Source organism: Streptomyces xylophagus (assembly GCF_000716435.1).
Taxonomy (GTDB): Bacteria; Actinomycetota; Actinomycetes; order Streptomycetales; family Streptomycetaceae; genus Streptomyces; species Streptomyces xylophagus.
The window spans coordinates 387,276-404,454 of sequence record NZ_JNWO01000001.1 but is presented as its reverse complement, the minus strand read 5'-3'; the positions used below and the strand labels follow the sequence as shown (position 1 = coordinate 404,454).

The window sequence follows — 17,179 nt, the reverse complement described above, 5'->3', positions numbered from 1 at the left end:
TCAACTCCGGCTCGGGTCATGGCAGATGTACACCCGGGGAGCGCCGCCCTCGTCGGGCACGGGCTCCTCGGCGGTGGCGCGCACGCCTTCGCGCACGGTCTCGCCGGTCCGGGGGTCGACCACTCGGTACGGGAGCGGGACGTTCTCCGGATCGGTGATGAACAGCGGGCCGCCCTCCTCCGCGTAGCAGAGATACAGGACGCCGGGGACGGACAGGCCGCGGGGGGCCAGGGCGGAGCGCCAGTCGGGCCGCATGTCCGTCAGCGGAAGGCCGTCGAGGATGCGGGAGATCAGCCCGACGTGGCGTGAGCCCTCGAAGTCCAGCGCCTCCCGCCAGCCCGCCTCCTTGGCCAGGAAGAACTCCTCGTGCCCGGGTTCGGCGGCGTGCAGTCGCCACTGCCACAGGCTCGCCGCGCCGTAGACCACGCCCATGGTGCCGCCGGCGCAGAGGTTGCTCCAGGCCTCGTGTCCCTGCCACCAGCCCGCCGCGCGGCCGGGGCGGCCGGTGTTCTCGTACGTCGGCTCGCCATTGGCGACCGCCTTGGCGGGGGTGTTGCGCCACATGTCCGCGACGCGCTCCTGGACGTGGCCGCCCATGTGGCCGGTCTGGCACCACTGGAAGTGCAGCCAACTCTCGCTCTGGTGGGCGCTGTTGTCGGAGTGCGGGCGGTAGTGGATGCCGCGGGGCTGGCGGTAGCCGTCCCAGCGACCGACCTCCGCGCCGCCCGCCGCGATCTGCGGTTCGTGGCCCTCGCCGTCGGCGCCGACCAGATAGACGGCGGGTGCGGCGCCGTAACGGGCGACCAGATAACGGCAGTAGCGCGCGTACTCCTGCGGCGGAACCACCGGACCCGCCACGCGCAGGCCCTTCCAGCCGAACCCGTGGAACAGCGGCTGGAGTACGGGGACGATCCCGTGGTCGCGAAGGATGCCGGTCAGCCGGTCGAGGTACTGGAAGTACTCGGGGTTGAGCACATTGACGTGTCCGGTGGGCAGGTCCTCGAAGCCGACGTCGAACCCCTCGTCGGCGGTGCGGTCGCGCGGGCCGCGCGCGTCCATGTCGGGCTGCACGCTCATCAGCAGGGCTGCGTTGAAACCCTTGGCCCGGCGGTCGGCGGCGTACTCGGTGACCTGCTCCTCGGTGGCCCGCCAGGGCAGCGCCCAGGCGGTGTCGCCGACCAGCAGCGCGGGCGTCCCGTCGGCGTGCACCAGGCTGCGTCCGCCGGGCGACATCCGCCAGAAGCCGTGCCGGTGGAAGGCATTGCTGTCGTCCGGGGCGGGGCGCACGACGAGCGCCCCGCTCTGCCCGGACAGGCCTTCGTCCGCTACGGAACTGCCGCTGCGCCAGGTCCAGTTGCCGTCCGCCTCCGGGGAGGCGAACCGGACCTTCCAGACCCGGCCGCCGTCCCAGAAGGCGGGGCGGCGCACTACGGTCCCGGACTCGTGGGTGAACTCGGCCCAGACGTCGACGTCCGTGTACGGGTTGGCGTAGTCGCGTGCCCCGGTCAGGGTGATCTCGGTCTGCCGCCAGGGGGCGGCCTCCGCTCGCGTACCGCTCATGACCGGCCGACGGCGACATCCGCCGTGAGCGGCAGGGTCGTCGACGACGGGCCTGCCTCCAGCCTGAAGGTCCCCGGCTCTACGGCCCAGCCGCCCGCCTCGGTGTCCCAGTGCTCGAACGCCCGCGCGTCCACGGTCACCGTCGCGACGACCTCCTCGCCGGCCGCCGCCTCGACCACGGCGAACCCGGCGAGCCAGCGGACCGGACGCTCCACGGCACCGCCCGGCAGGCCGCCGTAGATCTGCACGACCTCCTTGCCGTGCCGTGTGCCGGTGTTCCGTATCCGCACTTCCACGGTGCAGCCGGCACCGGACGGCACCTCGCCGGGGGTGTCGATCGAGACGTATTCCCAGGTGGTGTAGCCGAGTCCGTGACCGAAGCCGTAGCGGGGCGGCTGCCATCCGGTACGGCCGTCGCCCCGGTAGCCGATGAACAGGTCCTCGTCGTAGGCGAGGACGCCGTCGACCGGTTCGGTGGCGGGCAGTCCCCGCTCGGTCGCGGGCCAGACCGTCGGGAGTCGTCCGCCGGGCTCCGTCACGCCGAGCAGGACGTCGGCGAGCGCGTTGCCGAACTCCTGCCCGGGGAACCAGGCGAGCAGTACCGCCGCCACGTCCTCCGCCCACGGGAGCAGCACGGGGGCACCGGAGTTGACCACCACGACGGTACGGGGGTTGGCCTCCGCGACCCGGCGGACGAGTTCGTCCTGACGGCCGGGCAGGGCGAGGCTGCCGCGGTCGAAGCCCTCGCTCTCGACCTCCTCGGTGGTGCCGACCACGACCACGGCGACATCGGCCTCGCGGGCGAGTGCCACGGCCCGCTCGATCTCCTCGTCGTCGCTGCCGTGCGGGGGTTGGAGGTTGAGCTGGAAGAGGGTGACCGCGTCGCCGATGGCCTCGTCCCCGGAGACGATGTCGTGGGTGAGGACGACCTCGGTCTCCTCGCCCTCCGCCAGATCGGCGGAGTGAAGCTGCTGCGGCGGGGTCATCAGCGCCTCCACCAGGTCGGCGCCCGGCGGGAGTTGAAGGCGTACGTCGAACACCTCCGCCCCCGCGACGGACAGCCGGAAGCGCCCGATGCCCGAGCCGCCGATGGCGTAACTGCCCGCGTCTGTCGCGCGGATGACGGTGCGCACCTCCACCCGGGCGACCTGGCCGGTGGGTACTCCGGGACCGTAGGACCCCATCCACGTGTACGCGGCCCCGGCGCGGCGCTCGGAGCCGAGCAGTTCTCCGTCCTCGGACAGGAAGCGCACCTCGACGCCCTCGCCGGAGCCGTCGGGGTGGCGGAGGTAGGACAGCGCCGCAGCGGGTGTGCGGGTCTGCGGGGTGACGCCGACTCCGTGGGTGATCTCCACGTCGTCGCCCAGGGCGGCGCGGATGCCGTCGAGCGGGGAGACGGTGTAGGGCGGGAAGACGGTGGCGCTGCCGCCACCGAGGGTACGGGCCACGGCGGCGTTGGGGCCCAGGACCGCGACCCGGCTCAACGCCGCGCGGTCCAGGGGCAGTACGGCGTCCTCGTTGCGCGCCAGTACGAAGCCGGCGGCGGCGGTCTCGCGCAGCCGGGCCGCCACCGACGCGGCGTCGTACTGCGCCGGCCGGAGGGTGGTGGGCACCTCGCTCAGCGCGCCGACCCGGGCGGCGAGGCGCAGCAGTCGTAGCACCTTGTCGTCGACGACCGACTCGTCGACCTTGCCCTTGCGTACGGCGGCGACCAGGGCGTCGCCCCACGGGCCGATCGGGCCGGGCATCACCAGGTCGAGCGCGGCGCGTGCGGACGGTTCTGTGGTGCGGGCGGCGAACCAGTCCGACATCACCAGCCCGTCGAAGTCCCAGTCGTCGTGCAGGACTTCGCGCAGCAGCGGGCTCTCGGTCATCGGGTGCCCGTTGACCCCGTTGTACGCGGCCATGACCGCCCAGACCCGGCCTTCGCCGACGATCCGCTCGAAGGGCGTCAAGTACAGCTCCCGCAGGGCGCGTTCGCCGATCCGCGCGTCGAGCGTCATGCGCTGGGTCTCGGAGTCGTTGCCGACGAAGTGCTTGACTGTGGCCGCGACGCCGCCGCCCTGGACACCTCGGACGTAGGCGACGCCGATGCGGGCGGTGAGCAGCGGGTCCTCACTGAAGCACTCGAAGTGCCGTCCGCCGTAAGGGGTTCGGTGCAGATTGACGGTGGGCGCGAGGAGGACGTCCACGCCCTTGCCGCGCGCCTCGTGGGCGAGCAGCCCGCCGAGCCGTTCGACCAGCGGCTCGTCCCAGGTGGCGGCCAGCGCGGTGGGCGAGGGCACGTTGGCGGAGGGGCTGCGCTCGTCCCACAGTTCGCCGCGGACTCCGGCGGGGCCGTCCGAGACGACCAACCGGCGCAGCCCTACGGCGGGTTCGGGATGGAGCGACCAGAAGTCCGCGCCGGTCAGCAGCCTCACCTTCTGCTCCAGGGTGAGCGCGCCGAGGCGCCTGGCGAGATCGGCTTCGTCAGTCGCGGACGGGGCGTCGGTGGCGGTGGTGGGCTGCCGGGTCACGGCGTCCTCCTCGGTGAGGTGTGGTGGGTGGGGGCGTCGCCTGTGCTCTCGACGAGCACCCGTACGTCCCAGGGCCCGAGTTCGAGCGTGGTCCCGGCGGCGAGGCGCTCACCGGTGAACAGGTCGTGGGTGTCGCCCGGCAGGCGGTAACCGACCGGATCCCAGGCCCAGTTGTGGACGAAGCGCAGGACGGCGCCGTCCGTGGTGGTGGCCGATGTACAGGTGACGGTTGCCGGCCGGACCGCGCGCCAGGCGTCGGCGGGGAGCGAGACCGCGGTGATCCAGTCCGCAAGGCTGTGCGAGAGTTCACGGTCCGGGACCGTGCCGATGTACGTCACCCGGCCGTCGCCGTGCTCGTGGGTGGTGACGGCGGCGAACTGGCCCAGGTGCGGATGCTCGTATCCGGCCAGGACGGTGGCGCCTTCCGGGATCAGTCCATCGGCCCATGCGGTGGCGTGTCCGTGTAGCGCGGGGCCATTCGACGTGCCGTCCCCCTGGGTGACCGTGACGGGGGTCAGCACATTGGTGAACTCCTGGTAGCGCACGCCTGTGGCGAGGCGCAGCACTCCGGGCATGACCGTGTGCCGGACGACTGCCTCCTCGTCGGCATAGCCGGTGCGGGGAGTAAGGACAAGGTGGCCGCCGGCTTCGGCGTACCGGCGCAGCAGATCGAGGGTCGCGTCGTCCGCGGTGTACAGCGCCGGGACCACCAGTACTGGCCAGCGGTCCACCAACTCCTCCGGACTGGAGGGCAGTTGCTCGGGGGAAACGATGTCGACGGACAGCCCGGCGTCGAACAGACCTCGGTAGAAGGCGGCGACGATACGGTCGTAGGACTGCGGATCGCCGAACCAGGCAGGGGTGTTGCCCCGGAGCGGTGCCATGAACTCCATGGCCCGGCGACTGTCGGCGGACAGCAGCATCGCTACGTCGCTCCGGGGGCGCAGGCCCTCGATCGCACTGCCGGCCTGCTTCAACTCCTCGGCGATCAGCGAGAGTTCCTCGTAGGTGCGGCCGGGCTCCAGGCTGTGGCCGAGGATGCCGCCCCAGTAGGTCTCGGCGCCGTAGTGCAGGGAGTGCCAGTGCCAGTACTCGATCATCGCCGCGCCGCGCGCGACCATGCTCCACACGGCCTGGCGGGCCTGGCCCCGGTAGAGGGGGAAGTTGTCGGCGGAGCCGCCGATGGAGGTGGCGTTGGTCTCCATGACGAGGAAGGGTTCCTGGCGGATGCCGCGCGCCATGTCGTTCTGGAGGTAGAGCCAGGCGGGGCCGGACCAGGCGACGAAGAACGGATACAGGCCGCCCTCCGGCTCGTCGGGACCCGGCAGGGCAAGCCCGTCCTGGGTGGCGTAGTAGATGTTCGCCCCTGCGATGTCGAGGGGCTTCCCGATGGCCGAGATGTCCAGGCCCTGTTGGCCGAGGGCGACGCAGGTGGTGACGAAGTGGTGCTCCGGTACGAGGCCGCGGACCAGCTCGGCGTGCCAGGTGATGTATTCCTGCGTCAGCTGCGACTGGTAGCGGCGCCAGGCGAGGTCGTACGACGGGGTGGAGTTGCCGTCGGGGGTCCACAGGTCCGCCCAGTCCTGCAGCCGATGGGACCAATAGGTCAGTCCCCAGCGGCGGTTGAGGGTCTCGACGTCGCCGTAGCGTTCGCGGAGGTGGTCGAGGAAGCCCTGGAACACCGAGTCGTTGTGGAAGATGCGCAGGCCGGGCTCGTTGTCGACCTGCCAGCCGATGACCGCCGGGTGGTCGGCGTAGCGCCCGACGATCTTGCGGACCAGGCGCTCGGCGAGATGCCGGAAGGCGGGATGCGAGTAGTCCGCGTCCTGCCGCATGCCGTACGGGATCGGCTCGCCGGTGCGTGAACGGGCAGCCGTTTCCGGGTACTTGCGGCGCAACCACGGCGGGACGGCGTAGGTCGGGGTGCCCACGATCGCCTTGATGCCGCGGTCGTGGGCGGCGTCGAGCACCGGTTGCAGCCAGTCGAGTGCGAAATGGCCCTCGCGGGGTTCCCAGGTCGACCAGACCGACTCGCCGACCCGGATGACGCTGAACCCGGCCTCGGCCATCAGATCGAGGTCCTGTGCGAGCCGCTCGTACGGCTGGTACTCGGTGTAGTAGGCGGCTCCGAAGAGCATGCGCGGGGAGGAAGTGCCCATGCGGTACTGGTGACTTTCTGTCGGTGGTGCGGAGGAGGCCTTGTGCGTGAAGGGGCCTAGTCCTCGCCCCGGTAGCTGAACTGCTCGAAGGCGACGGAGCCTTCGGCGGCGTACATGCCGACGACTCGGCCCGTGAAGGACGCGGCGGTCTCGGCGGAGACGTAGCGGCCGTCCAGCGCGGCGAGTTCGACCGGACCGGTGCCGGAGTCCGTGCCTGTTCCTGTGTCGGATTCGACGGACAGCCGGACCAGGTCCGGGCCGAGGGCGTCGAGGCCCATACCGACCACGGGCTCGGTCTCGATGCGTACGGTCGCCGGGCCCGCGGGAATCGGCTGCTCCCAGGTCTGGCAGAGGCCGCCCACCCGGGCGCGGGCACGGGCGATGCCGGCGCCGACCTCGATGTCGTAGTGGTGGTGTTCGTCGATCCGCAGGCTCAGCCCGCCGATCCCGTCGGTGCTGTCGACGCGGACCGAGAAGACGGCCGACTGGTGCTGCTGGCGGCGGCCGACGAACCGTGGCCGCGGGTCGTCCATGGTGGAGCCGTCGGCGTGTACGACGAGGTGGCCCGGTCGCTCGGTGAGCGAGGACCAGTCGGCGGCCGGTGTCCGTATCGAGAGCCATTCCGGGCCGAGTTCGGCGCCGGTGAAGTCCTCATGGTGCTCAACTGGTGCGGTGGGCGTGGTCAGTTGGACCGGTTGCACCACCGGCCAGCCGTCGATCCACTCCAGTGTGGTGCTGAAGGTCTCCCGTCCCATGGGAGAGAAGGCCCTCGTCAGGCCGCCAGGACGCATGCCCAGCAGGAACAGTGCCCAGCCTCCGTCGGGGGTGCGCACCAGGTCGGCGTGGCCGGTGTTCTGGATCGGGCGGTCGGTGCTGCGGGCGCTGAGCACCGGGTTGGCCGGGCCGCCCTCGAAGGGGCCGTCCGGACGGGTGCCGCGGGCGATGCTCACGGAGTGCCCGCGCTCGGTGCCGCCCTCGGCGATCAGGAGGTACCAGGTGCCGTCGATCTCGTAGAGGTGCGGCGCCTCGGGGAACATCAGGCCCGTGCCCGACCACAACGACCGTGGCTCTTCGAGGGCTTGGCCGGTTTCGAGGTCCATGCGGACCTGCTGGATGCCCAGGTGCCGGCCTGCCTGGTCGCCGTCGAGCTGGAGACCCGAGTACGTGACGAAACAGGTGCCGTCGCTGTCCCAGGCGAGGTCCGGGTCGATGCCGGGCACGCCTTGCATGACGATGCCGTCGGACCAGGGGCCTTCGGCGCGGTCGGCGGTGAAGATGAGGCTGCCGCGCCCCATCGCGTCGGTGACGACCAGCCAGAAGCGGCCGTCGTGGAACCGGATGGTGGGTGCCCAGGCGCCGCCGAGCGTGGGGACCTTCTCCACCGCCAACTGACCGGGCCGGGTTACCACGTTGCCGATCTGCTCCCAGTGCACGAGGTCGCGGCTGTGGAACAGCGGTATGCCGGGGAGGTACTCGAAGCTGGAACAGGCGAGGTAGTAGTCGTCGCCGACGCGGGTGATGCTGGGGTCCGGGTGGAAGCCGGGGAGGGTGGGGTTGGGAAGGGTCATGCTCGGTCTCCCGACATCGAGGCGTTGGTGGGAACTTCCGTGGAGGTGTCGGCAGCCAGGGCCGCCGCCAGCCGTCGTCGCTCTGCTCGGCGCTCCGCCTGCCGTTGCGGGTCCGGCACGGGCGCGGCGAGCAACAGGCGCTGCGTGTAGGGGTGTTGGGGCACGGTAGTGACGGTCGCCGCGTCGCCGGTCTCGATGATTTCGCCGCCCTGCATGACCGCCACCCGGTGGCTGATGTGCCGGACCACGGACAGGTCGTGCGTGACGAAGAGGTAGGCGACGCCGGTGCGTTCCTGGATCTCGACGAACAGGTCCAGTACCCGGGCCTGCGTCGACAGGTCCAATGCGCTGACCGGTTCGTCGCAGACGATGACCCGCGGGTCGCGCGACAACGCCCGTGCGATGGCGATGCGTTGACGCTGGCCGCCGGAGAACTCGCGTGGCAGCCGCTCCCCTGCGTCGGCGGGCAGCCGAACCTGGTCGAGCAGGTCCCGCACGCGCTTCTCGGCCTCCGCGCGCGGGGTACCGGCGACCCTCAGCGGCTCGCTGAGGATGTCGTTCACCGTCATCGCGGGGTTGAGGGAGGTGTACGGGTCCTGGAACACCACCTGGATGTCACTGCTGAGCGCCCGGCGTTCCTTCGCGCCCAGGCCCGAGATGACCTTGCCGTCGTAGCGGACGGTGCCGGAGGTGATGGGGGCCAGTCCGAGGACGGCTCGGCCCAGGGTGGTCTTGCCCGATCCCGACTCGCCGACCAGCCCGAGCGTCTCGCCCGCGGCGATGGTGATCGACACGCCCTTGAGCACCCGGAACGGCGGCTTGCGCCAGCCCTTCGACGGGTACTCCACGACCAGGTCGTCGGCGACGAGCAGGGGTTCGGCCGGGAGTTCCTTGCGCGGTGTCCCGTTCATGGTCCCGGTCATGCCGGACCCTCCTGACGTCCGGTGTTCGTGATGCCGGCGGTGCTCACCGGCACAGTGCCGCTCAGCGCGGACCGCGGCTCGGCGTCCTCCAACGTGGAGGACAGGAGCATGCGGGTGTACGGGTGCTGGGGATCGGCGAACAACTGCCCCACGGGCGCGGACTCCACGACGGCGCCGGTCTGCATCACCGTCACGCGGTCGCAGATGTCGGCGACCACACCGAAGTCGTGGGTCACGAGGATCATGCCCATGTTCCGCTCGCGCTGAAGGGACCGCATCAGGTCGAGCACCTCAGCCTGCACGGTCACGTCGAGGGCCGTGGTCGGTTCGTCGGCGATCAGCAGGTCCGGTTCGCAGGACACGGCGCCGGCGATGAGGACGCGCTGCGCCATCCCGCCGGAGATCTGGTGCGGATAGGAGCGGAAGACCCGTTCCGGGTCGGAGATGCCGACGCGTTCGAGCAGGCCGAGGGTCTTCGCCTTCGCCTCGGCGGCCGACAGCCCGAGGTGTCGGCGTACCGGTTCGACCAGTTGGGCGCCGATACGGAAGGAGGGGTCGAGGTTGGACATGGGTTCCTGCGGGACGTAGGCGATCCGGTGGCCGCGGTAGCGGTTCATCTCGGCGCGGCCGAGCCGTCCCAGCTCCGTGCCGTCGAACACGAGCCGGGTGGTGGCGACTTGGGCCTCGCGAGGAAGCAACCCGAGGACGGCGAAGGCGGTTTGGCTCTTGCCGGAGCCCGACTCCCCCACGAGTCCGAGGACTTCGCCCCGGCGTACCGTCAGGGAGACGCCGTCGACGACGGTCTTCTCGCCCTGGGCCGTCGGATAGGAGACCGTCAGGCCTTCGAGGACGAGCAGGGCGTCGTCCGTGTCCCCCGCGTCAAGCACGACGGTCGGCGTCTTCTTCGCCGCCGCCTGCTTGCGGCCGGCGGTGCCGCGTGGCTTCCGCCCGTTCGCCGCGCTGCCGTCCAGCGCGTCCCGCAGGGCGTTGCCCAGGAGGCCGAACGCGGCGACGGTCACGGCGAGCGCCAGTCCGGGCCAGACCATCAGTTCCGGCTTGGTGTAGATGTTCGCGAAGGCGTCGTTGAGCATGGCGCCCCAGCTCGCCTGGGTCGCCGAGCCCAGGCCGAGGAACTCGAGCCCGGACTGGATGACGATGCCGAGGCCGAGCATCTGGGAGGCCTGGATGATGGTCGGCGCCTGCACGACGGGCAGGATGTGTCGGCGGATGATCCGGGAGTCCGTCAGGCCGGACACCCGGGCCGCGTCCACGTACAGCTCTTCGCGTACGGAGATCACCGAGGCGCGGATCAGCCGGAAGACGCCCGGCGACATCAGCAGGCCGAAGACCGCCATGGCGATGTAGGTGTTCTGCCCCACCGCCGACATCACGACGAGCAGCACGATGATCGCCGGTACGGCCATCAGCAGGTTGGACACCCAACTGCTCACGGCGTCGAACCACTTGCGGTAGTAGCCGGCCACCAGACCGGCGGGTACGCCGATCACCACGGCGACGGCCACCGCGAGCAGGGCTCCCAGCAGGCTGGTGCGGCCGCCGTAGAGCAGTCGGGCCAGGACGTCACGGCCGACGCCGTCACCGCCCAGCGGGTGTTTGCCGCTGATCGGGGCGAGGCTGTCGGTCAGTGAGGAGTGGGCGGGGTCCTGGCTGGTCAGCAGGGGTGCGAAGAGGCTGGCCAGGGAGATGAGCGCGAGGAGGACCAGACAGGTCACGGCCACCGGGTTGCGCAGCAGTCGGCGCAGGAGTCCCGCCCGGCCGTGCGCGGCGACGTCCGTGGCGACCGCGCCCGTCGTCTCTTCGGACTGGGGAAGTTTCATCCCACACGCACCTTCGGGTTGAGCCAGCCGTATGCGAGGTCCATCAGGATGTTGACCACCACGACGAGGGCGACCATGACCACGACGACGCCCATGACCACCGGGGTGTCGCCCTGCGAGCCGGCGCTGGTCGCCTGACTGCCGATCCCGTTGAGGCCGAAGACCTTCTCGACGACCACCGCGCCGCCTACCAGGCCGATGAACTGCAGGGCCAGCACGGTCAGCGCGGCCGGGGCCGCGTTGCGCAGAGCGTGCCGGAACAGCAGGCTCCGTTCGCTGATGCCACGGCTGCGGAGGGTGCGTACGTAGTCCGCGCGCAGGACGTCGACCATGGAGCCGCGCACCTGTTGGGCGGTGGCGGCGATCGCTCCGACGGAGAGCGACAGCGCGGGGAGGGTGATCGACTTGAGCCAGCCGCCCGCCGAGTCCGCCAACGGCACGTAGCCGGTCGCGGGCAGCCAGCCCAGGTCGACACCGATCACGACGGCGAACACCAGGGCGACCAGGAAGCTGGGTACGGCGAACCCCAACACCGCGAGTAGTTGCACCACTTGGTCCAGGGCGCCCCGGCGGACCGCGGCGGCCACGCCCAGCACCGTGCTCAGTACGGCCGACACCAGGAGCGCGGCCAGCACGATCGACAGGGTCACCGGCAGCTTGTTCTCGAGTGAGCTCGTCACGGACTCACCGCTGAACCACGAGCTGCCGAGGTTGCCGTGCACCGCGTCCGCGAGCCAGTGGCCGTAGCGGACCACGAAGGGCTGGTCGAGTCCGAGTTCGGCGGACTTGGCCGACACCTGCTGCTGGGTCGCGGTCTGTCCCACGATCTGGCGCACCGGGTCGGAACCGGTGAGGCCCATCAGCGCGAAGGTCGTGGTCGCGATCACCAGGACCAGGACCAGCCCGGCGGCGATGCGCCGGACCAAGAAAACGATCATTAGTCTCTCCACCTTGCCTTTCCCTGACCGGTGTTGATCGGCGGCCGGGCGGGAGGTGATGTCATCCCGCCCGGCCCGCCGTCCGGGTCAGCCAGTGGGCTTGAAGTTGTAGATCGGGGGAACCGCGGCGAACGTCTGCGGGGTGAAGGTGATGCCCTTGGTCGTCGCGTAGGTGTTCTCGACGGAGTCCCAGGGCGCGTTCCACGCCTGGTCGACGAGGTAGGTGTTGAGCTGCTTGAACAGGGCGTCCTGGGCGGCGCCGGTCGCGGACTGCGCCTTGGTGACGAGGTCGGTGACCTTCGGGTCCGAGCTGTGCAGCGGGTTCCACAGCGCGCTCTTCTCCACCTCGATCTGGATGGTGTCCCAGGGGCGGAAGGAGGCCAACGTCATGTACGACAGCGGGTACTTGCCCGCGAGGAGGGCGCTGATGAACTGGGTGACCGGGATCTTGTCGACCTTGACCTTGATCCCGATGTCCTCCAACTGCTGGACCATGGCGGCCTGTTGGTCCGGGAAGACCGACGACACGTCCGGCACGGTGACGGAGAAGCCGTTCGGATAGCCCGCCTCGGCCAGCAACTGCTTGGCTTTCGCCGGGTCGTAGGAGTACTTCGAGTCGAGCGAGCTGTCGAAGGCCGAGCCGGCCGGGTTGAAGATCTGGGTCGTCGCCTTGCCGAGCCCCTGCTTCGCCGTCTTGACGATCGTGGAACGGTCGAAGGCGTAGTTCAGGGCCTGGCGGACCCGGACGTCGCCGAGCGCCTTGACGATCTTTCCTTCGCGGTCCCAGATGTACACGCCCTCGACGTCGCCGGAGGTGTACTTGGTGACGTTGAGCCCGCTGCTCTTGGCCGGCGCGACGTTCTTGGCACTGGCCAGCAGCGCGCCGTTGACCTGTCCCGAGCGGAGCGCGTTGAGCACGGCGGTCGGGTCGGTCAGCGGCTTGAGGACGATCTTGTCGAAGGGGAAGGCGGCCTTGTTCCAGTAGCCCTGGTTGCGCACGAAGGTGTACGTACTGCCGTCCGTGGTCGCGGACTTGTCCAGGGCGTACGGGCCGGAACCCACCGGGGTGGTCTTGATCGTCCCCGCGGCGATGGCCTTGGGGCTGGCGATCATGCCGGCCACGTTCCCGAGGTTCGGCACCAACGACGGGTCGGGGGCGGAGAGTTTGATCGCGACCGTGGTGGCGTTGACGACGTCGACACCGCTGATGCCCTTGAGCTGGCCCGCCGCCTCGCTGGTGCCCTTCTCGGTGTGCAGCAGGTTGGTCTTGACCGCCGCCGCGTCCAGGGCGGTGCCGTCGGTGAACTTGACGCCGGAGCGCAGGGTCAGCGTGAGTACCGTGCGGGCCGCGTTGTAGGACCACTTGGTCGCCAGGTTGGGCTTGACGTCGGCCGTCGGGGACAGCCGGAGCAGTGAGTCGTATACGGGCTGGTAGTACTGCGCGTTGTTGCCGAGACCGGCGTCGGCCAGATCCCACGGCTGGGCGGCGACCAGGGGGGCCAGGGTGAGGGTGCCGCCGGTGGCCGCCTTGCCCGAACCGGAACCCGATCCCGAGCCGCACGCGGCCGCGGACAACATCAGGACAGCCGATACGGCGGTCAGCGCGATTCTTCGCATGGGTACTCCGCTGATAAGTGGATGACCGGGCGGCGTCGGACAGCGAGCCGCCCTCAAGGGCCTCGGAGGGAGTGGGAAACCAGGTCCTGACGCGGCCTGGACCGTTCTTGGCGGTCAGCCGTTCCTGGCGGAAGGGGCTTCGCATCCACCGTTTTCGGTGGGTCCGAAATCAGCCACTGATACGTACAAGTGAAACGTATGCGTAACGTAGCCCCGCCCTTGGTGGACCACAAGAGGCGTGCATCAGCTTTTTGAGAGGCGGCAATCCGGACGCGCGGCACCAAGGCGCGCGGAAGAGACCCTTCCGCGCAATCGGCCCGAAGAGGTCCCCGTCAGCGGCCCGGCGTCAGGCCGACTCGCGCACGACCAGTGTCAGCGGGTTCACCTGGGGTGATGCCGGCTGGGACTTGCCTGTCACGCCGTTGACGATCATCCGGGCCGCGCGGCCCACAGCGACGTCGAGGTTGTTGTCGATCGTGGTCAGCGGCGGTACGGCGAAAGGCGCCAACTTGTCGTTGTCCACGCCGATCACGGCCAGGTCGCCGGGGGCGGTGAGCCCCACCCGGCGCATGCCGGCGAGCAGGGCGAAGGCCGTCTCGTCGTTGTAGGCGCACACTCCCGTGACGGCGGGGACGGCCGAGTGCCACTGTTCGGCCGCAGCGGCGGCGGCCGAGATGTCGAGGGGCACGTCCAGCACGACCGGCGGCTCAAGACCGCGCTCGGCGCAGGCGGCGCGGACGCCTTCGAGCCGCAGGTCCAGAAATCCCCGGAGCCGGGGATCCCCAGGAGCGGCATAGCCGATGCGCGTGTGTCCCGTCGCCGCCAGTCGCTCGACCTGCATCGCGCCGATCTGGCTCTGCGGAACGATCAGGACCCCCGGGGCGACCGCGGGGCCCATGCCGGTGATGACCACGTGGATGCCGGCCGCCCGCATGCTGGCCACGTCGTCCTCGCCGACGTCGAACGTCGTCATCACCGCCGCCGGCATGAGCTCACGCCACAGCGACTTGAGCGGGGCGTGCCGCTCCCGCCGTGTGACGAGGTTCAGGCCGTGCCGCTCCAGCTCGTCGCCGAGCAGCTCGACCAGGGCGGTCAGTGTGCCGCCGACGGGAACATCCGGAAGGAACAGCAGCACCAGATCGCTGCGGCCCAGGCGCAGGGCGCGTGCGGCGGCCGAGGGTTCGTAGCCCAGCTTCGCCACCGCGTCCAGCACCTTGCGCCGGGTCTGCTCGGAGATCTTCTGGTGCGACACGTCGTTCAGCACATAGCTGACCGTGGTCTGCGAAACCCCTGCCTCCTTGGCGACGTCGGTCGCCGTCACGCGGCCGGTCCTGCGCGCCATGGGAGCCTCCTGTGGAAGATCTTGGACAAGCCTGTACGGGGGCGTCCGACTGAGTAGCGGGCTTCACTGAATCGTAACAGTGGACATGCGGGGTGTCCGATACTCCGGACGGCCTGAGCTGTGAAATTCCGGTGTGCGCGGCTGCGGGTGCGGTGTCGGACCTGGCTCGGCACAGGGATGCTTCGGCGCGTCTCGCACAGCCACGACGCCCCGCAGAAAAGGCAGTTGCCCGATCCGGCCCCCGTCATGGACGATCCCGGACCATGACGACGAGCGCCGCCCACCCGCCTGCCCGCCCCCTCGCGCTGATCACCGGAACTGGACGGACCGTCGGCATCGGTGCGGGTATCGCCCGGCGGTTGGCGGCCTCCGGCTGGGACATCGCCCTCACCTACTGGACGCCCTACGACGAGCGCATGGCCTGGGGCCCCGAGCCCGGCGCGACCGCCGCGATCACCGACGCCCTCACGGAACACGGCGCCGCCACCCAGGCGATCGAAGCGGACCTCGCCGACCCGGACACTCCTGCCCGTGTCTTCGACGAGGTCGAACACGGCCTGGGCAACGTCACCGCCCTCGTGATGTGCCACTGCGAGTCGGTCGACTCGGGCCTGCTCGACACCACACTCGAAAGCTTCGACCGGCACTTCGCGGTCAACGCGCGCGCCACCTGGCTGCTGATCCGCGAGTACGGCCGACGGTTCGCCGCCACCCCGGGCAGCGGCCGGATCATCGCCCTCACCAGCGACCACACCGTCGACAACCTCCCCTACGGCGCGAGCAAGGGCGCCCTGGACCGCATCACCCTGGCCGCCGCCCACGAGTTCGCCCACCTCGGCGTCACCGCCAACGTCATCAACCCTGGCCCGGTGGACACCGGTTGGATGACCGACGACGGTCGAGCGCAGGTACTCCGCCGGACCCCGCTCAACCGCCTCGGCACCCCGCAGGACACCGCGCACCTGGTCGACTTCCTCTGCTCGCCGGAAGGTCAGTGGATCAACGGCCAACTCCTCATGAGCAACGGGGGATTCGAGTAGCGGCCGCCTCTTCAGAGGTCCGCGCCGCGGGACGGGACGCCCGGTCGTGCACGTCGTGCTCCTGCACGAGGAGGGCGGGGGCAACGCAGATCTGGTGCGACGGTGTTGGAGTCCGGGGTACCAATCACCGCACCGGGGAAAGGGGCGCGTTCGCGGGGCACCTGCGCACCGGTCCGCCGCAGCGGTCTCAGTTCGCGGGCTCGGACTCAGGAACGGCCGCCCCCACAGGTTCCGCCCCCGACTCCGCCTTCTTCCTCCCCGGCGTGTGATTGAACAGCAGGTTCAGCAGGAACGCGGCGACGGTCGCGCTGGTGATGGCGCTGCCGCCGATGATCTGCACCCAGGTCGGGAAGGCGTGGTAGATCGTCGGGGCCGCGACCGGCAGCATGCCGACGCCGATGGACACGGCGACGATGAGCAGGTTGTTGGTGCCGTCGAACTCCACCTTGCGCAGGGTGTTGATGCCGACGGCGGTAACGGTGGCGAACATGACCAGTCCGGCCGCGCCGATCACCGGTCCCGGCAGGGACGCGACGATCTCGCCGAGCTTGGGGATGAGGGCGAGGGCCACGAGGATGCCTCCGGCGACTGCGGCGACGTAGCGGCTGCGGACCTTGGTCATGCCGACCAGGCCTACGTTCTGGGCGAAGACGGTGTCCAGGAAGCCGTTCATGATGCCGGCGAGGATGCCGGAGATGCCGTCGACGGCCAGGCCGCGCGCCAAGTCGTTCTTGCTGAGCGGGCGTCCGGTCATCTCACCGACGGCGAGCATGTCGGCGGTCGACTCGGTGAACGTCACCAGCATGACGACGCACATGGAGATGACGGCGGCGACCGGGAAGTGCGGGGCGCCGAAGTGGAAGGGCGAGGCGAGGCCGAACCAGTCGGCGCCCTTCGCCGAGGAGAAGTCCGTCAGACCCATGGGGACCGCGATCAGCGTACCGACCACCAGGCCGAGCAGGACGCCCAGTTGGGCGACGAAGCCACTCGTGAAGCGGTTGACGAGGACGATGAGCAGCACGATGCCGCCGGCGAGCGCGAGGTGGCTGGGGGCCGCGTAGTCCTTGGCGGTGGCGTCCTGTCCGGCGATCAGCCCGGCCGCGACACCGATGAGGGACAGCCCGATGACGGTGATGACCGAGCCGCTCACCAACGGCGGGAAGAACCGCACCGCCCGCGCGAACGGCACCGCGACGAGCAGTCCGAAGACACCGGCGGCGATCATCGAGCCGTAGACCGCCTGCATGCCGTACTCGCCCGCGATGAGGATCATCGGGGTGACGGCGGTGAAGGTGGCGCCCGCGACGACCGGGAGGCGTACGCCCAACAGCTTGCCGATGCCGAGGGCCTGAAGGAGTGTCACCAGGCCGGCGACCAGCAGGTCGGCGTTGATGAGCAGGCCGATGGTGGAGGTGTCGAGCTTGGCCGCCGCTCCGAAGACGAGCGGGACGGTGACGCAGCCGGTGTACATGACCAGCACGTGCTGGAGACCGAGGAGTCCCAGCCGGGCGGGTGGCAGGACCTCGTCGACCGGGTGCCGGGTGGGGGCCACGGTTTCGGGCTCGGGGGGTTCGGCGGGCTGGGACAACTGGGGCCTCCGGAGCGGGGCGGGGACGGGGGCGCGGCAGTATTCGGTGTGCAGTATTCGGTGTGGGGACTGGATACCCATCCGCAATGG

At 70.3% G+C, this 17,179-nt stretch carries 11 protein-coding genes; 1 reads left to right on the top strand and 10 read right to left on the bottom strand.

Annotated features, from left to right (window positions below):
* From OO70_RS01775 to OO70_RS01735, 9 genes are all read right to left on the bottom strand, one after another.
* Positions 1 to 1,560 carry an apiosidase-like domain-containing protein gene (locus OO70_RS01775; RefSeq protein ID WP_043662786.1) on the bottom strand — a complete coding sequence of 520 codons (1,560 nt, stop codon included), beginning with the start codon at positions 1,558 to 1,560 and terminating at the stop codon, positions 1 to 3.
* Complete coding sequence (locus OO70_RS01770; RefSeq protein ID WP_043662784.1) at positions 1,557 to 4,076, bottom strand: beta-glucosidase family protein; 2,520 nt, start codon at positions 4,074 to 4,076, stop codon at positions 1,557 to 1,559. The genes OO70_RS01775 and OO70_RS01770 overlap by 4 nt, the downstream gene beginning before the upstream one ends.
* On the bottom strand, positions 4,073 to 6,235 hold the full coding sequence (locus tag OO70_RS01765) for a beta-galactosidase (protein WP_043662783.1): 2,163 nt from the start codon (positions 6,233 to 6,235) through the stop codon (positions 4,073 to 4,075). Before OO70_RS01765 ends, OO70_RS01770 begins: the two co-directional genes overlap by 4 nt.
* 56 nt (positions 6,236 to 6,291) lie before the next feature.
* A complete protein-coding gene (locus tag OO70_RS01760) occupies positions 6,292 to 7,803 on the bottom strand; it encodes a glycoside hydrolase family 43 protein (protein ID WP_043662782.1) in 1,512 nt (503 codons plus the stop codon).
* On the bottom strand, positions 7,800 to 8,726 hold the full coding sequence (locus OO70_RS01755; protein WP_051740449.1) for an ATP-binding cassette domain-containing protein: 927 nt from the start codon (positions 8,724 to 8,726) through the stop codon (positions 7,800 to 7,802). Before OO70_RS01755 ends, OO70_RS01760 begins: the two co-directional genes overlap by 4 nt.
* Positions 8,723 to 10,564, bottom strand: coding sequence for a dipeptide/oligopeptide/nickel ABC transporter permease/ATP-binding protein (locus tag OO70_RS01750; RefSeq protein WP_043662781.1), 1,842 nt, complete (start codon positions 10,562 to 10,564; stop codon positions 8,723 to 8,725). The genes OO70_RS01755 and OO70_RS01750 overlap by 4 nt, the downstream gene beginning before the upstream one ends.
* Positions 10,561 to 11,502 carry an ABC transporter permease gene (locus tag OO70_RS01745; RefSeq protein ID WP_043662780.1) on the bottom strand — a complete coding sequence of 314 codons (942 nt, stop codon included), beginning with the start codon at positions 11,500 to 11,502 and terminating at the stop codon, positions 10,561 to 10,563. The genes OO70_RS01750 and OO70_RS01745 overlap by 4 nt, the downstream gene beginning before the upstream one ends.
* Before the next feature lie 87 nt (positions 11,503 to 11,589).
* Positions 11,590 to 13,119 carry an ABC transporter substrate-binding protein gene (locus OO70_RS01740; RefSeq protein WP_043662779.1) on the bottom strand — a complete coding sequence of 510 codons (1,530 nt, stop codon included), beginning with the start codon at positions 13,117 to 13,119 and terminating at the stop codon, positions 11,590 to 11,592.
* 346 nt (positions 13,120 to 13,465) lie between these two features.
* Entirely contained in the window at positions 13,466 to 14,461 is a 996-nt protein-coding gene (locus tag OO70_RS01735) for a LacI family DNA-binding transcriptional regulator (RefSeq protein WP_043662778.1), read from the bottom strand.
* 263 nt (positions 14,462 to 14,724) lie between these two features.
* On the opposite strand from OO70_RS01735, the gene OO70_RS01730 reads away from it, so the two are divergent.
* Positions 14,725 to 15,501 carry an SDR family oxidoreductase gene (locus OO70_RS01730; protein ID WP_043662777.1) on the top strand — a complete coding sequence of 259 codons (777 nt, stop codon included), beginning with the start codon at positions 14,725 to 14,727 and terminating at the stop codon, positions 15,499 to 15,501.
* A gap of 187 nt (positions 15,502 to 15,688) precedes the next feature.
* Here the strand turns inward: OO70_RS01730 and OO70_RS01725 are convergent, their stop codons facing one another.
* Positions 15,689 to 17,089, bottom strand: coding sequence for a nucleobase:cation symporter-2 family protein (locus OO70_RS01725; RefSeq protein ID WP_234336663.1), 1,401 nt, complete (start codon positions 17,087 to 17,089; stop codon positions 15,689 to 15,691).
* Positions 17,090 to 17,179: the final 90 nt, after the last annotated feature.

Bases quoted from the DNA above. Each gene is read 5' to 3' on its own strand.
- OO70_RS01775 (WP_043662786.1), bottom strand. From the start codon at position 1,560: ATGAGCGGTACGCGAGCGGAGGCCGCCCCCTGGCGGCAGACCGAGATC.
- OO70_RS01755 (WP_051740449.1), bottom strand. From the start codon at position 8,726: ATGACCGGGACCATGAACGGGACACCGCGCAAGGAACTCCCGGCCGAA.
- OO70_RS01760 (WP_043662782.1), bottom strand. From the start codon at position 7,803: ATGACCCTTCCCAACCCCACCCTCCCCGGCTTCCACCCGGACCCCAGC.
- OO70_RS01745 (WP_043662780.1), bottom strand. From the start codon at position 11,502: ATGATCGTTTTCTTGGTCCGGCGCATCGCCGCCGGGCTGGTCCTGGTC.
- OO70_RS01750 (WP_043662781.1), bottom strand. From the start codon at position 10,564: ATGAAACTTCCCCAGTCCGAAGAGACGACGGGCGCGGTCGCCACGGAC.
- OO70_RS01730 (WP_043662777.1), top strand. From the start codon at position 14,725: ATGACGACGAGCGCCGCCCACCCGCCTGCCCGCCCCCTCGCGCTGATC.
- OO70_RS01735 (WP_043662778.1), bottom strand. From the start codon at position 14,461: ATGGCGCGCAGGACCGGCCGCGTGACGGCGACCGACGTCGCCAAGGAG.
- OO70_RS01765 (WP_043662783.1), bottom strand. From the start codon at position 6,235: ATGGGCACTTCCTCCCCGCGCATGCTCTTCGGAGCCGCCTACTACACC.
- OO70_RS01740 (WP_043662779.1), bottom strand. From the start codon at position 13,119: ATGCGAAGAATCGCGCTGACCGCCGTATCGGCTGTCCTGATGTTGTCC.